Raw genomic sequence first — 15,966 nt, 5'->3', positions numbered from 1 at the left:
CTTAAATTATGAACCGCGATATTACCGTACTTTGCTTGAGTTTGTGGAAAAAAGTGAATAGAAAGCGCCTTTTTGCTCAATCTAACATTAAGGGAGATGGAGGATGTTGTTGGGATTGGGAACGAATATAAAAAAGCCCCGCACATTGGCGAGGCTAATTATTATTTACTGTCTATCGTGCATGAGCTTATAGAGATTCAGTAAATGTACGTGCGATTACGTCAGCTTGTTGCTCTGCAGTTAGAGAGTTAAAGCGAACAGCGTAACCAGATACACGGATTGTAAGCTGAGGGTATTTCTCAGGGTGCTTAACTGCGTCTTCTAGAGTGTCGCGGTTAAGAACGTTCACGTTAAGGTGCTGACCACCTTCAATGCCGGCTTCGTGGTGGAAGTAACCATCCATTAGGCCTGCAAGGTTCGCTTTTTGACCTTCAGCATCTTTACCAAGAGCGTTAGGTACGATAGAGAACGTGTACGAGATACCATCTTGTGCATCAGCAAACGGTAGTTTACCTACAGACGTTAGTGACGCTACAGCACCTTTCTCATCACGACCGTGCATTGGGTTAGCACCAGGAGCGAAAGGAGCACCAGCACGACGACCGTCTGGAGTGTTACCTGTTTTCTTACCGTATACAACGTTAGATGTAATAGTAAGAACTGACTGTGTAGGGATAGAGTTACGGTAAGTCTTAAGCTTACGGATCTTGTTCATGAACGTAGAAACTAGTTCACAAGCGATATCATCTACACGAGCGTCGTTGTTACCGTATTTAGGGTAATCGCCTTCGATTTCGAAGTCAGTTGCGATGCCATCTTCGTCACGGATTGGTTTAACAGTCGCGAACTTAATTGCAGATAGTGAGTCAGCTGCAACAGATAGACCAGCGATACCACAAGCCATAGTACGACGAACGTCACGGTCATGAAGAGCCATTAGAGACGCTTCGTAGCTGTACTTGTCGTGCATGTAGTGAATGCTGTTTAGTGCAGTCACGTATTGCTTAGCTAGCCAGTCCATGAATGTGTTTAGACGAGCCATTACGTCATCGTAGTTAAGAACTTCGTCAGTGATCTTGTCAGAAACGGGACCTACTTGAAGTTTTAGTTTCTCATCTACACCGCCGTTAATTGCGTAAAGCATTGTTTTCGCAAGGTTAGCACGAGCACCGAAGAACTGCATTTGCTTACCAACGATCATTGGAGATACACAACAAGCGATAGCGTAATCATCAGACTCTAGGTCAGGACGCATTAGGTCATCATTTTCGTACTGGATAGAAGAAGTATCGATAGATACCTTCGCACAGAAACGCTTGAAGCCGTCAGGTAGTTGCTCAGACCAAAGAACAGTGATGTTTGGCTCTGGAGAAGGACCCATAGTGTATAGAGAGTTTAGGAAACGGAAGTTAGAACGCGTTACTAGCGTACGACCGTCGATACCCATACCACCCATAGACTCTGTTGCCCAGATTGGGTCGCCAGAGAATAGCTCATCGTACTCAGGGGTGCGTAGGAAACGAACCATACGTAGCTTCATTACGAAGTGGTCGATCATTTCTTGAGCTTCAACTTCAGTGATCTTGCCAGCAGCGATATCACGCTCGATGTAGATGTCTAAGAAAGTCGAAGTACGACCTAGAGACATTGCAGCACCGTTTTGAGACTTAACAGCCGCTAGGTAAGCGAAGTAAGTCCATTGGATAGCTTCTTGAGCAGTTTGAGCTGGCTCAGAGATATCGAAGCCGTACTTAGCAGCCATCTCTTTGATTTGACCTAGAGCACGGTGTTGCTCAGAGATCTCTTCGCGAAGTTGCATTGTTTCTGCTAGATTTTCGCCGTTTTCGAATTGCTCTTGAAGGGAAGCAAACTGAGCTTGCTTGTCTTTCATTAGGAAGTCGATACCGTATAGAGCTACACGACGGTAGTCACCAATGATACGACCACGGCCGTAAGCATCTGGAAGACCAGTTAGAACTCCAGACTTACGACATTTTAGGATGTCAGGCGTGTAGATATCGAAAACACCCGCGTTGTGTGTTTTACGGTATTCAGAGTAGATTTTAGAAACAGCTGGATCCAGAGTTTCACCGTATGCTTTACAAGAACCCTCAACCATACGAATACCACCGTTAGGGATGATCGCACGCTTAAGTGGTTTCTCTGTTTGAAGACCAACGATAGTTTCTAGATCTTTTTCGATGTAACCCGCATCATGAGAAGTGATGGTAGAGATAACAGAAGTATCGAAATCTACAGGTGCTTTAGTTGCGTTTTCCTGTTTGATACCTTCCATTACCGAAGCCCAAAGCTTGTTAGTAGCCTCAGTACCTTCAGAAACTAGGAAAGACTCGTCGCCTTCATACGGCGTGTAGTTCTTTTGAATGAAATCACGAACGTTTACTTCGCTTTGCCACTCACCTGCAGCAAAATCTTCCCAAGCTTTAGCAAATTGCTCTGCCATGACATACCTACCTTTTTAGTAGAAAAAACACGTACATTAACACTGTTGATCCAGCGCCCCTCGTAAGGGTAGTACACTCTTATTAACAACAATATATATGAGCATATGTGCTTCATATGGTTATATATATTGTCACTACTTTTTATATGTTGTCTTTACTCTATGTGATCAAGACTAAGCTAAAAAATTTCTGCAAACCTTAAACTAAATCAATAAATACTAAAAAAAGTTGAAAAAATTTGAGTGACAGGGGTTGCCACCCAAACTTTTTTTTAATCCGGTTACTTCTTTTGTGTAGTAAAGGAGATTATAGCCAAGCTTTTAGACCATATTTGTTTTCTAGCATACCAACTGCAAGCATTGCTACTAGACAGATAACCAAAACACCAACTGGGATAACAATCTTGTCTACAAATGATAGACGCTTAGCGCGCTCTTTATCACCAATTAGGCCGTTGTTATCTAGAAGCATCGTCAGTGCCCATGCTAGTACAGGATTAACGACCGCTGAACCGAAGATACAGATACCAGCTGCTTGAGAATCTTTTGAATCTTTAACCATCTGCATACCCGCTTCAAGTAGAGGTAGAGATACACCTACAAGTAGCGCAACACGCATAACTGGTGGCCATACTGCTACGTCCATTGGGAAGCCAAGAATCGCAACAATAACACATAGAGAGCCAAGCAAGATTGCACCGCCAGGGATTGGACGTTTCGCGATAGCCGCTGGGATCATGTAAGTACCCCAAGATGAAGTGATGTTACCACCACCAACTGCTGTACCTACTATTTGACGAACTGAACACATAGTCATTGTGTCATCAACATCCATCAGAACTTTTTCAGACTTTTTAGGGTAGTTCAGTTCTTGGAAGATACGGTGACCTAGGAAGTCTGGTGACCACATTGCTACCGCTAGGATTGCAAATGGTAGAGAAGCGATGAAGTGCTCAACGTTTGGTAAACCAAGCATCCAACCTTCTTCAGTAGAACCCCACCAGTAGATTGGGTTTAGGTTTGGAATACCTGTTTCAGTTACGAATTTGATATCGAAACCAGCACCAAGTACTAAAGCAATAGCTAGACCAGTGAAAGCACAAACAGGGATTGCTAACCAACGCTTGTTCACTTTAGCAAGGAATGCGTATAAGCCGATGGTAACGGCAAGAACAATCAAACCAATGTAACCCATGCTACCAGCGGCAACAGTGTCAGACTGAAGACCAACCGCCCAAGCTTGAATTGAGTTGATTTGGCTCATTGTACCGGTTAGACCCAAGAAGATGAGCAAACCACCCGCAGTACCTTCAGAAGTCAGGTTGACGAGCTTAGACCCACCTTTAAGGAAGCTTAGGATAAGGCCGAAGACACCGATAAGGATTGCCAATGCAAGAGGGTGAGCACCAGCGAGAGCGATGGTACCGATAAGAGGAATCATTGGGCCGTGGTTACCGGCGAGGTTTGCTTTAGGGTTGAAGAAACCAGAAGCAAGAATACAGAATAGCAGTGCAGGGATAAGCATTTCTACACGAGCAACTTCGATAGCAAACTCTTTACCAAGGTTTACGTGATCCCAAGCTTGAGTTAGACCTTCGGCCCAAGACATCATTACTGCAGAGTACATCGCGATGATACCAATGGTACCAGCCAGTGCAGGAACAAGGTCTTCGAGTTCAAAGCGGAAATCACGGCCTGGAAGGTTTAGGCCAAAGCGACGAGGCTTCATGATTTGAAGTTCGTGATCTAGATAATCTGAGCGGTTCTCAAATTCAGAAGCAGAGCGGTGTAGCTCTTTATAGCTTTTCTCTTCTACTTCAGAGTTCGCATTATTGACAACGTCTGACATAGATTCCTCATATTTTTATGTAAGTAATTCAAAATTGAATTCTATAATTTCGCGTAATTATGTTATTTATTAGTTAAAACTCATTAACATTTTGTTGCACGGTGTTGATGTGCTTTATGCATCTAAGTTAAAAGAAATGTATGGCATTTTTGATGCCTTATTGTGTGTTGAGGAGTCTAACAAGCTTACCCTTTAGGGTGATTGATCTTGATCACTTTATGAGTGAATGTGAAAGAAAGCTACAAAATGCAGCGTTCTATTAACGTAATGTTGATAAATAGTGTAATTTTTTTTCATAAATTGGCGTTTCCTCCTTTTACAAAGCATAGCTAACGGCGGAGTGCTCTGATTGACTGATTATTATTGAGTCATTTCATTTTTACCTACCTTCAACCATACCTGGGTCAACTGTTTACAATACGGGAGCGTTAAAATAATTGTGGCTCATAGAGTGTGCCGCTTGCCGAATCCGCATTTATGGTTTCGCTTTCAACGACACCTCTTTGTTCACCAAACTTGTTTTTCTTGTGAGACATTGGGCTACGAGAATCTCATTTTGGTTAACTTTATTTAAACAATGTAAGCGTCGGATTTATAGCTTATTGATAGAATTCATTCATAAAGCTGAGGTTAAAACGCTGCTTTTTGCATAATAAGTCAGATTTAAGTGCTATTTATTCCATGTTATTAGGTTAATAATTTGTTGCATGTTAATCGGTGTGGTGCTAGTTTGTATCGCATGAAAAGGTCGGAGTACCTTGCATTTTCACAAACTTGGGAGAGAAAGCGCATGAAAGATGTACCGGCGCTGGACATAAAGGATTTACACAAAACGTTTGGTCAAAATGAAGTTTTAAAGGGAATTTCACTTTCTGCGCATAAAGGCGATGTGGTATCGATTATCGGATCTTCAGGTTCGGGTAAAAGTACTTTCCTTAGATGTATCAACCTTCTAGAGACACCTACTGCAGGCGAGATTTGGGTTAATGGTGAATTAATTCAGATGAAAAATAACCGCCAGGGTGTATCTGTCCCTGCTAATGAAAAACAAGTTCAACGAATCCGTTCTCGTTTGGCGATGGTTTTTCAGGGGTTCAACCTTTGGTCTCATCTGACCGTTCTCGAAAATGTCATTGAAGCACCTGTTCATGTTTTAGGTGTACCTAAAGCACAAGCTATTGAAAATGCAGAGCTACTACTTAAGAAAGTAGGCCTGTATGAGCGTAAAGATTACTATCCGGGTCACTTATCTGGTGGACAACAACAACGTGCTGCGATTGCAAGAGCGTTAGCGGTTGATCCTGAAGTAATGCTGTTTGATGAACCAACATCTGCACTTGACCCTGAATTAGTTGGGGAAGTGCTTGGGGTAATGCGTGATCTAGCAGAAGAAGGAAGAACCATGCTTGTGGTAACACATGAAATGGCTTTTGCTCGTGACGTATCAAACCATGTGATGTTCTTACATCAAGGCCTAGTGGAAGAACAGGGCGATCCAGCTAAACTGTTCACGAACCCAGAGTCTGAGCGATTACAACAATTTATCTCCTCGATCTATTAATTGGTCTTGGCAAGTGAATGGCGTAATAGAACAGAATTGAAACATTACTACTAATGTCAATGGCAGTAATATAAACAATGAAACACAGCAACACATTTAAATAAGCAAAACAATATTAAAACTAGCAAAACATAAAAACCTAAATCACAGGAGTAGGGATATGAAAAAGTGGTTATTAGTCGCGGCACTTGCTGCAACTGCGGCAACAGGCGTAGCTCAAGCGAAAGAATGGAAAACAGTACGCTTTGGTATTGAAGGTGCTTACCCTCCATTTAGCTGGACAGAAGCAGATGGTTCACTAAAAGGCTTCGACGTGGACATGGCTAACGCGCTTTGTACTGAAATGCAGGTGCAATGTAAGATCGTTGCACAAGACTGGGATGGTATCATTCCTTCTCTACTTGCTCGTAAATATGATGCGATCATCGCGGCAATGTCTATCACTGAAGAGCGTAAGAAGAAAATCGACTTCACTGGTAAATATGCACTTATCCCAAACAAGTTCATCGCTAAGAAAGGCGCAGGCCTTAACTTCGATGATCTAAGCGGTCAAAAAATTGCCGTTCAACGTGCAACAACTCACGATAAATACCTAACAGACAACTACGGTGACACGGTTGAAATCGTTCGTTACGGTTCTTTCGACGAAGCTTACCTTGATCTAGCAAACGGCCGTGTTGCCGCTGTACTAGGTGATGCTTCTGCTCTAGAAGAAGGTGTACTGAATAAAGCGGGCGGTGAAGCGTACGAGTTTGTTGGTCCGTCACTAACAGATCCTAAGTGGTTCGGTGAAGGTTTTGGTATTGCTCTACGTAAACAAGACAAAGACCTAACTAAGAAGCTAGATGCGGCAATCCTTTCTCTACGTGAAAAAGGCATCTACCAAGATATCGCGGCTAAATACTTCAACTACGACGTATACGGTCAGTAATCTCTGGCGTCAATTCTTAAGGGAGAGACTATCCTCTCCCTGTCTTACCAACTTTTTCGCAGTTCTGTTGGAATTCATTATGTTTGATTTACAAGGATATGAAGTATCGATCCTGAAAGGGGCGTTGCTTACAATCGAAGTTGCTTTGCTGTCGCTCATTTTAGCTATGGTGCTCGGTATGTTAGGAGCCTTGGCAAAGCTTGCGCCATATCGCTGGGCTCGTGCTATTGCAACTCTATACACAACCGTCATTCGAGGCATTCCCGATCTCGTGTTGATGATGCTGATTTTCTTTGGTGGGCAGATCCTTTTAAACAACAGTTTGTATTCCATCAATGAGTGGCTCAATGAGTGGTTCACGTCCAGTGATCCTAACCATGAGTGGACCTCTTACTTACCTGATTATATTGATGTCAGCCCTTTTGTTGCTGGTGTCTTAACCATAGGCTTCATCTTTGGCGCCTACATGGCAGAAACGTTCCGTGGTGCGATCATGGCTGTCGATAGCGGTGAAATGGAAGCAGCAAAGGCTTATGGTATGAGCCCTGTGTTAGCTTTTCGTCGTATTCTACTACCACAAATGATTCGTCACGCTTTACCTGGTTTTGGTAACAACTGGTTAGTTTTACTTAAAACCACGGCTTTGGTTTCCATTATCGGCCTAGAAGATATGGTACGTGTTAGCGCATTAGCTGCCGGTTCAACTAAGATGCCATTTACTTTCTACATGGCAGTGGCACTTATCTTCTTGTTCTTCACTAGTGTATCGACTGGTTTACTTAAACTTGTTGAACGCAAATTCAGCATCCACGCGAGGTAGTTATGGACTTTTCATTGATAATTGAAAGCCTACCGATTTACCTTGGTGGTCTATGGACAACGGCTTGGATGGTTTGCGTCGCTTTGATTATTGGCTTGTTTGTTGCCATACCATTAGCTATCGCTCGCAACAGCCACAATATGTTGATTAACGCACCTGCGTGGTCGTTTATCTATTTCTTTCGTGGCACACCTTTACTGGTACAGCTCTACTTAATTTATTACGGCATGGATCAGTTCTTCCCTGTGAAAGATACCTTATGGGAAAACGCTTGGTTCTGTGCGTTGGTGGCATTCATTCTGAATACTTCTGCTTACACGGCTGAAATTATCCGTGGTGCAATTAACGGCTTACCTAAAGGTGAGGTGGAAGCGGCAAAAGCATACGGCATGAGTACACCGAAGACTTACCGTCGTATCATTCTACCGAGTGCTTTACGTCGTGCACTGCCAGCTTACAGTAACGAAGTTATCTTCATGCTTCACGGCTCTGCGGTAGCAGGTATCGTAACCATCATGGATTTAACAGGTGCAGCGCGTTTGGTTAACTCTCGTTACTACGCTCCATTTGAATCTTTCCTAACAGCAGGTCTGTTCTACATGGCGTTAACGTTTATCATCATTGCGATCTTCAAATACGCAGAGAAACGTTTCCTAGCCTACCTAAGACCACTTAGTTAATAGCATTCTGCATAGTTAATAAAAACGGCGCTCATTGAGCGCCGTTTTTATTAGGAGAGACTGTTTAACTTGTTACTTAAACGTTGACCAAATCGGTGCGTGATCTGATGGTTTTTCGATGCCACGTAGTTCGTAGTCGATGCCTGCTTCAGTACACTTATCAGCAAGTTTTTGAGTTGCTAGTACCACGTCAATACGAAGGCCGCGGTTGTCTACAAAACCTTTTGAACGGTAATCAAACCACGAGAATTGATCGTTAACTTCAGGGTGCAGTAGACGGAAGCTGTCCACAAAACCCCAATCCATCAATGTTTTTAGCCATTCACGCTCTTCTGGTTGGAACGAACACTTACCTGTTTTCAACCAACGTTTAGCGTTTGGTTCACCGATACCGATATCTGCGTCGATAGGGCTAATATTGATGTCGCCCATCACGATGATTTGCTCATCTTTATTATGATAGTCGTTTAGGTAGGTCATCAAGTCTTTGTAGAATTCACGCTTGTATGGGTATTTGGTTTCATGCTTGATGTTGTCCCCTTGAGGGAAGTAGCCATTTAGTACAGTAACTTTTTCGCCATTTACATCTTCAAACGTCGCCATGATCATACGTTTTTGATGGTCTTCATTGTCTGTTGGGAAACCCTTCTGCACAGAGATAGGCTCCTGCTTACACAGCATTGCGACACCGTAATGTGCTTTTTGGCCGTGGAAGTAGACCTTGTAGCCCATTGCTTCAACATCAGCAACTGGGAAGGCCTCGTCGTGTACTTTGATCTCTTGTAAACCAATCACGTCAGGTTGGTGTTTGTCGATAACCGCTTGAAGTTGGTGAAGGCGAGCTCTTAGGCCATTGATGTTGAAGCTAATTACTTTCATTTATTTTTATACCTCTTGCAAACCATTATGATTACTTATTTATCAAGGGTTTGTTGATTTAGTGAATGCCATGGTTAACCGTGTTTAACCATGCCTAATTAATTTCATCGCCACTTCATAGCCACTTTTTGAGGGTGCTATAGGCTGTATTGAGTGACGGGGTTAAAGGTGATTGCATCACTTAAATAGTTCGGGGAAAAGTGAGCATAAATCATGGTTTGCTCAATTTTTTGATGCCCTAGAATATTCTGCAATACTAAAATATTACCACCATTCATCATAAAATGGCTGGCGAAAGTGTGGCGCAAAACATGAGTTGCTTGACCCTTTGGTAAATCGGGTAGGGATTTTGTTAGCCACTTATGCGCGACACCATAACCGCAGCTAAAAAGCTTATCATTTGTTGGCTTGTGAAGCTCTTTGTCAAGCTTATTTGATATTGGAACGGTTCGGTTTCTTTTACCTATAGTATTAGTGAAAGTCAGCTTGTGCTTAAGCAACTGGCTGCCTTTTATTTCTACTACCTCATTGATACGTGCCCCAGTAGCTAAACAAGTCTTGAAAATGGCGGTGAGATCTTCAGCGACTTTGCTTTCTTTAATTACCTCAAACAAGTGCATGATCTGCTCTTCACTTAAAAAAGTAACTTCAGATTCTGCTTTTTTAGTAGGCTCTACACCATCAACAGGGTTAGGTAACTTCTACTCATTGAGCTTGATTAACTTATTGAATATAGATTTTAACCAAGCAATATCACCGTCCTGTGTTTCGATGGTTGTTCCGTTGAACTCGACCAATAGTTTACCCGGCAGGATCTGAACTTCGTTGATTGAATGACGGTCATCAATGCTGATTAGATAGCTTCCGCTTACGGCATCGTTCTTATCAAACAGCATTATTGCTTCATTCGTTTCTAGTTCGATGAGATCTGCGTTCTGTAGGCTAAAACTATTAATTCTTCTTAGTGGATACGGAATCTCGCAGGTATCCAATAATTTGCCGCCGCTTAAACAAAAACTTTTTACAATCAGAGTTTGGTGTTGTGGAGTTTTTTCTACATTTGGCTGCTAATTATTTGTTTCATGTCTGCTGATGGCATCTGAACTTCCGTTTTGTACCAGCGCGAGTATTTGCCCGTCTATGAGAAAACCGCATGTGTATATAAACAACCGTTTTGGCAGGTAAGTAACAATGGCAATGGGCAAAAGCTCATTAAAAAAGATAGAAACAGAACTAAAAGCTAAAGGCTTCGCGCTCCGATGATGAATTCGCGATGGCTGGTATGATGGCAGAAGCGGTCGCGAATGCTGTGATCGATGAGATTAAGCAGCGTGCTTAAGTGGAGTTCACAGGCGGCAGCCTTTAGGGGAGTTATCAAGTAAAATAGTTTGAGTAAAATCACATGTGATCACGAACATGAGGTCATAGGCTCTAAACTCTTTTTTGCCCCCAAAGTGTGTTTAGACTACCTATAAATATCATTTAAATAATTCGTAAAAAAACGGTTTACATATGAATAGCTCATTTGACTTGGTGATTACATTTTTACTCACTACTTTTCAGCGAAATATTGAAGTTGCGACCCTTTGTAGGATAAACATAATCAATATCTTAACTTATGTTATTGAACATTATCTCTAATCCGATATAACTTGTATAAAATTTTTAGAGGAGACGTAAAGTGATAAGAGAGATAAAAGATGACGACTTTGAAATATTCTGGCCATGTTTCAAACAGATAATCGAAGAGCAAGAAACGTATGCATTCGACCCTACAATGAACTACGAGGAAGCCTTCGAACTGTGGTGTAAGTCCCCATTAAAGACATTTGTTTATGTAGAAGGTGACCAAGTTCTAGGGAGTTACTACATAAAACGAAATGCAGAGGGGCCTAGTAGTCATATCTGCAACTGTGGTTTCATGGTGCAAAGCCAGTCTCGTGGCAAAGGAATTGCAAAAAAGTTGTGTGAGCACTCGCTGGAAACTGCCATTGATTTGGATTTTAGGGCTATGCAATTTAATTCTGTAGTGTCCTCTAATGAAGTGGCGGTTAATTTGTGGAAGAAACTAGGTTTTACCATAATAGGCACGATCCCTTTAGCCTATCTTCACCGAAAGCTTGGTTATGTTGATAGTTTTATAATGCACAAAACACTAGTCAGTGAAGTCGAAGATTCTATCGGGAACGGATACTCGTAAAAGCGTTACAATCCTCAGTGTGATTAGATGGTAAGCCTTGTCAGTAAGAGATATCCAGAACCTTAATAGATGGCACTTCGAAACTCAGAAGTGCTCCAAAGTCACTTAGATAAAATGCTCAACACCCTATAGTGGGCGTGCGTTTTCCGTATAAAACCTAATATCAAGTTGTGGCTGATTTCCTTGCCATCTTCGCTTTTTTCTGTATATCTACGCAGTTTATTAAGTTCGAATATGGAAAGTGGCATTTTTTATTAAGTGTTTGGTCTGGCTTCGTCGATGGTTGGTTTTGTAACTTTTATGTGATGAAAGAGACAAACCTTGATGTGTTTTATTTAGGCTTTAGTGAGTTATGATAATTAATCGAAAGTGGCTCTAGTAGGAAAACGAGACTGCTTGTTATTAATATTGTTAGTATTGAAAGTTGTAGCTAGGAGAATTAATGCCACATTTTGTAATGGACTGCTCTGAAAATGTCCTTAACTCCCATGATGAAGAATTTATTATTGGACAAATTCATCTTGTAGCAAACGAAACAGGTTTATTTGATGAAAGCGATATAAAAGTTAGGTTAAACCCGTTTCAAAAATTCTCTGTAGGCAATAAACAAGAAGACTTCATCCATGTCTTTGCCCACATAATGCAAGGTAGAACAACGGAACAAAAAGCAAATCTATCACAGAAAATCGTCAGTAAACTCGCTACTTTGTTTCCTGATATACCTAATATTGCTATGAACATTTGTGACTTTGAAAAGGCTACATACTGTAATCGTTCTATGTTGTAGCGTAACGGTCTATTAAAAAGCAACTCAACGCGGATTCGGCTTACGATTACGCGCTTTGCAAAAAACATGCAAAACTACGTGCCAGCAACCCTCACCGTTTTGTTTGTTGTTACTTTTTCATACTTCAATTAATCCGTTACATTCTATTTTAGTCATGTAGCTGGCAAGCTTTTGTCCAAAAGCTTCACAGGCTGAACTCTTACCCCGTGGTACTTTCTAGAGCGAAAGTGCCTAAAATCTGTTTTGTCGGCAGTTTCTTTGGATCCCCACAGAACTGGGGCAAACTCCGAGCGAGTTTCGAAGTTTGCCACAAGTGTCATTTAAGTATGTAAACTTTGCTACAGCCTTGTAAAAAACACAAAGCTCAATTATTGAGAAAAAGCCCTACAAAATGACACGGGTTTCTCAACCTTTAACACCTGGAAACGAATTCCCAACCTGAGTATGGTGTATCTGGTGTCTTGTCTCCGTCAGTCCAACGTGTAGAAACATAAATTAGATTTTTATAGACTACCGTATCGCCCGGTTCGTACTGCGCTCCCTCAATGAAGTCTTGGTAATGCTCACAGATGCTTGGCTTCTCCTCGGGTTTATCAAGATTTAGTAAGTACTCCATTGTGTAATTCGGGCTTTTAGCACTTCCAGCTGTTATTTGCGCATAGTTACCTTCCTTGTGGTTAACGACACTATAGGTAAAGGTACCAGAGCACCAACTAGAATCAGCCTTATCTGGAGTACAAATTTCTTGTGCCGGGCCCAGTTTATTGCCATCAATATCATATGCTTGGATTTTGTAAGCTGTGTTTTGAAAACCTCCCCAGACTGTAATGTTATAATTGGTGCTAAGTTCTGATGTAGTTTCAAAACCAGGCGTTGCAAAAGCAAGGTTAGAAAATGACATAGACGCAACGATGGATGAAATGATCAATAACTGTTTCATAAAAACCCTTTAAAATTAAAATTATGACTTAAGGTTGCCATATGCAACAGGGTTAAGTTAGCGATTGTGAGTTTATAATAATAGGTCTTAGAGCCGTAATTAATATTAATTCGGACCCTAAGACCTAGGTATCGGAATTAATTGGTCGCATATCGAACAATTCACCATAGGTAGGGCTTGATCCAAGCAGCAAAAGTCAATTAGAGCTTGTTGCAAAAACAGAAACTGTTTCTGGGATGCCTATTTGAGCATCTCATTTCCAGCATAAATTCCAAAGATACTGGTAAGCTCGGAAAGGCGAAACTCTCGCCAACTTCAGTTTTGGCTCATCAAAACGTAACCAAAAATCAAATTGGCCCCTATTAATATACGTAAGACTTGAGAACCTTGAATGGTTTATCCTGTGGGTGATGTTTCCGAATAAGCCCATCAAGCTACTTTCTTTGCCAACTGCTCTCATAACAAATATATTGACTGAACGTGTAAATTGCTTCTGTCCAATAGTTTGCTAGGGATTGAAGGTATCTAAAGAATCTAATATGGATGTGATAAAGGTTACTCGCGATTTAGAAGGGACATCGAGCGAATAGAAAAAACGCCTCCCGATTGGGGATTGGGAGCCGTTCTTTTTATTCTTTGTCCATATCACAAGCGACAATTGCACTAGGAATTTAAGTTGTACCTGTACAATCAGTTAGATCCATACCGATGATTGCTAATTTAGAAAAATCGCCGACAAGCTTTTTTCAAAAATGAGTTTCAAATTTTTCTAACTGGCAAGCGAAAAATGAATCTTTTTGTCAGGCTTCACCTTAACTATCCCAATTGATGTGAGATCGCATCAACTATCAGATATAGATCTTTTATTTGGCGGGTTTGATAGTTAATGGTATTTAACCATGCTTAATAATGTATGTCGCCATTTGGAGAGACAAAATGGCGACATAAAATGAAGTGACGACTTACGTTTACGTTGAATCTATTGAGTCTTGAGTAAATCTAAAAAGAACGCGTATTCCAGTGCGTTTTCTTTTAGTCGTTTAAATCGCCCTGATGCACCACCGTGACCTGCTTCCATGTCGGTTTTGAACACAAGCACGTTGTTGTCTGTTTTCATCTCACGCAGTTTGGCTACCCACTTCATAGGTTCAAAGTACTGTACTTGCGAATCATGCAGACCTGTTGTCACCAATATGTTCGGGTAGTTTTGAGCTTTCACGTTGTCGTATGGCGAGTAACTCAACATGTAATCGTAGTAGGTTTTATTGTTAGGGTTACCCCATTCGTCATACTCGTTGGTTGTGAGAGGAATCGATTCATCAAGCATGGTTGTTACTACGTCAACAAATGGAACATGAGCCCCAATACCTCGATACAACTCAGGCGCTTGGTTGATGATTGCCCCCATCAACAGACCGCCAGCCGAGCCGCCTACTGCGAACACTTTATCTTTCGCGCCATAACCTTCTTCAACTAAGCCTTTGGTGACATCGATGAAGTCATTGAACGTGTTTTGTTTAGTCAGTTTTTTACCATCTTCATACCAAGGGCGTCCCAACATCTCTGAACCACGAATATGTGCAATAGCATAAACGAATCCACGATCAAGTAGGCTAAGACGAGCTGAGCTAAAAGTTGGTTCGATAGTGTGCCCGTAAGATCCGTAGGCATATTGGTAGATAGGGTTAGTGCCGTCTTTCTTGAATAGATCTTTGCGATAAACCAAAGAGACTGGTACTTGCTTACCATCGCGAGCCGTGATCATGATTCGCTCTGATTGGTAATTGTCAGCACCGAAATCACCTAATACGGGTGTTTGCTTCATGATCTCGGGTTCACCTGTATTAAGGTCGAAATCATAGTAAGTGCCAGGAGTCGTTAGGCTGCTGTAATAGATTCGAACTTTAGAGTTATCTAGCTCATAGTTACTTGTTAAGTAGGCAGCAAAAGCGGTGTCGTTGAACTCAAGTGGAAATTCTTTGCCTGTAGAGAGTTGACGAACCTTCACTGTAGCCAGTCCGTTTGAACGCTGCTCGTAAACCAGATGATCATTAAACAGCTCAAAATCGACAAGCTGAGTGTTATCGTCAGCTGGAATGACATCGACCCATTTTGAACGGTCATGAATGTCTTCGGATGTGGCTTTCATCAAACGGAAGTTGACCGCTTCGTAGTTGGTGTAGATGTAATACCAATCTTTTAGCTTAGCGATGCTGTACTCAATACCCATTTCTCTTGGGTAGAAGGCTTCTGCTTTTGCGCTTGGATTGTTGGCATCAATAATTGAAACACCACTGGTTTCTGTGCTCGAGTGCCAAATGTATACCTGCTGACCATCTTTACTCTTACTGATGCTGGTGTAGTAAGCGCTGTCAGCTTCTTCGTAGATCAGCTCATCGCTTGCTTGGGGAGTGCCCAATACGTGGCGGTAAACTTGATAGCCAAGTAGAGTTTGTGGATCTTTTTTGATGTAGTAAAGGGCTTGGTTGTCGTTTTGCCATGCGATGGCGCTCGAAGCACCTTCAATTTCATCGTCTAGGTATTCACCGGTTGTCAGGTCTTTAATTTTAATGGTGTAAATACGACGGCTCAGCGTGTCCTCGCCATAGGCCAGCATGTTTTCATTTGGGCTAATTGATAGGTCACCAATACTGAAAAATTCATGTTCTTTGGCGAGTTCGTTAACATCTAGAATAACTTGTTTGTCTATTCCTAAAAAGTGTTTTTCGCGTAAATGAATTGGGTATTCGTTGTCACCTGTGACTTTATTTGAGTAGTAATAGCTACCTTTACGAACGGGGACCGAATTGTCGTCTTTCGCGATTCGGCCTTTGATCTCTTCAAATAATTGTTCT

12 protein-coding genes and 1 pseudogene are annotated in these 15,966 nt (G+C 41.7%); 6 read left to right on the top strand and 7 right to left on the bottom strand.

Going from position 1 to position 15,966, the window contains the following annotated elements; genetic code table 11:
* Positions 1–187: 187 nt before the first annotated feature.
* Complete coding sequence (gene pflB, locus A3712_RS15685; protein WP_063524193.1) at positions 188–2,464, bottom strand: formate C-acetyltransferase; 2,277 nt, start codon at positions 2,462–2,464, stop codon at positions 188–190.
* A gap of 307 nt (positions 2,465–2,771) precedes the next feature.
* Positions 2,772–4,313, bottom strand: a complete 1,542-nt coding sequence (locus tag A3712_RS15680; RefSeq protein WP_063524192.1) for a DUF3360 family protein — start codon at positions 4,311–4,313, stop codon at positions 2,772–2,774.
* Between the two features lie 790 nt (positions 4,314–5,103).
* On the opposite strand from A3712_RS15680, the gene A3712_RS15675 reads away from it, so the two are divergent.
* From A3712_RS15675 to A3712_RS15660, 4 genes are all read left to right on the top strand, one after another.
* On the top strand, positions 5,104–5,874 hold the full coding sequence (locus A3712_RS15675) for an ABC transporter ATP-binding protein (RefSeq protein WP_061034198.1): 771 nt from the start codon (positions 5,104–5,106) through the stop codon (positions 5,872–5,874).
* 160 nt (positions 5,875–6,034) lie between these two features.
* Complete coding sequence (locus A3712_RS15670; protein ID WP_004737411.1) at positions 6,035–6,805, top strand: ABC transporter substrate-binding protein; 771 nt, start codon at positions 6,035–6,037, stop codon at positions 6,803–6,805.
* Between the two features lie 79 nt (positions 6,806–6,884).
* Positions 6,885–7,625 carry an ABC transporter permease gene (locus A3712_RS15665; RefSeq protein ID WP_063524191.1) on the top strand — a complete coding sequence of 247 codons (741 nt, stop codon included), beginning with the start codon at positions 6,885–6,887 and terminating at the stop codon, positions 7,623–7,625.
* Positions 7,626–7,627: 2 nt separating this feature from the next.
* Positions 7,628–8,305 carry an ABC transporter permease gene (locus tag A3712_RS15660; RefSeq protein WP_004737413.1) on the top strand — a complete coding sequence of 226 codons (678 nt, stop codon included), beginning with the start codon at positions 7,628–7,630 and terminating at the stop codon, positions 8,303–8,305.
* 72 nt (positions 8,306–8,377) lie between these two features.
* On the opposite strand, the gene xthA is transcribed toward A3712_RS15660, so the two are convergent.
* The 3 genes and pseudogenes from xthA to A3712_RS27430 all read right to left on the bottom strand — a co-directional run bounded on the left by xthA (position 8,378) and on the right by A3712_RS27430 (position 10,176).
* Positions 8,378–9,184: an exodeoxyribonuclease III gene (gene xthA / locus A3712_RS15655; RefSeq protein ID WP_063524190.1), complete on the bottom strand. Its 807-nt coding sequence runs from the start codon at positions 9,182–9,184 to the stop codon at positions 8,378–8,380.
* A 137-nt stretch (positions 9,185–9,321) separates the two neighbouring features.
* Positions 9,322–9,813: pseudogene (locus A3712_RS27435) on the bottom strand (tyrosine-type recombinase/integrase); the annotation flags it as partial.
* A 72-nt stretch (positions 9,814–9,885) separates the two neighbouring features.
* On the bottom strand, positions 9,886–10,176 hold the full coding sequence (locus A3712_RS27430) for a hypothetical protein (RefSeq protein WP_231891826.1): 291 nt from the start codon (positions 10,174–10,176) through the stop codon (positions 9,886–9,888).
* A gap of 689 nt (positions 10,177–10,865) precedes the next feature.
* Between A3712_RS27430 and A3712_RS15640 the strand changes: the two genes are divergently transcribed.
* On the top strand, positions 10,866–11,384 hold the full coding sequence (locus A3712_RS15640) for a GNAT family N-acetyltransferase (RefSeq protein WP_063524188.1): 519 nt from the start codon (positions 10,866–10,868) through the stop codon (positions 11,382–11,384).
* 442 nt (positions 11,385–11,826) lie between these two features.
* A complete protein-coding gene (locus tag A3712_RS15635; protein ID WP_063524187.1) occupies positions 11,827–12,171 on the top strand; it encodes a 5-carboxymethyl-2-hydroxymuconate Delta-isomerase in 345 nt (114 codons plus the stop codon).
* Between the two features lie 412 nt (positions 12,172–12,583).
* Here the strand turns inward: A3712_RS15635 and A3712_RS15630 are convergent, their stop codons facing one another.
* Together A3712_RS15630 and A3712_RS15625 are read right to left on the bottom strand one after the other, a co-directional pair.
* On the bottom strand, positions 12,584–13,111 hold the full coding sequence (locus A3712_RS15630; protein ID WP_063524186.1) for a hypothetical protein: 528 nt from the start codon (positions 13,109–13,111) through the stop codon (positions 12,584–12,586).
* A 979-nt stretch (positions 13,112–14,090) separates the two neighbouring features.
* Positions 14,091–15,966 (bottom strand): S9 family peptidase (locus A3712_RS15625; RefSeq protein WP_063524185.1); only part of this gene is annotated, 1,876 nt, incomplete at its 5' end.

This window comes from Vibrio sp. HI00D65 (assembly GCF_001635455.1).
Classification (GTDB): Bacteria; Pseudomonadota; Gammaproteobacteria; order Enterobacterales; family Vibrionaceae; genus Vibrio.
This window is presented reverse-complemented; position numbering and strand designations above follow the sequence as displayed.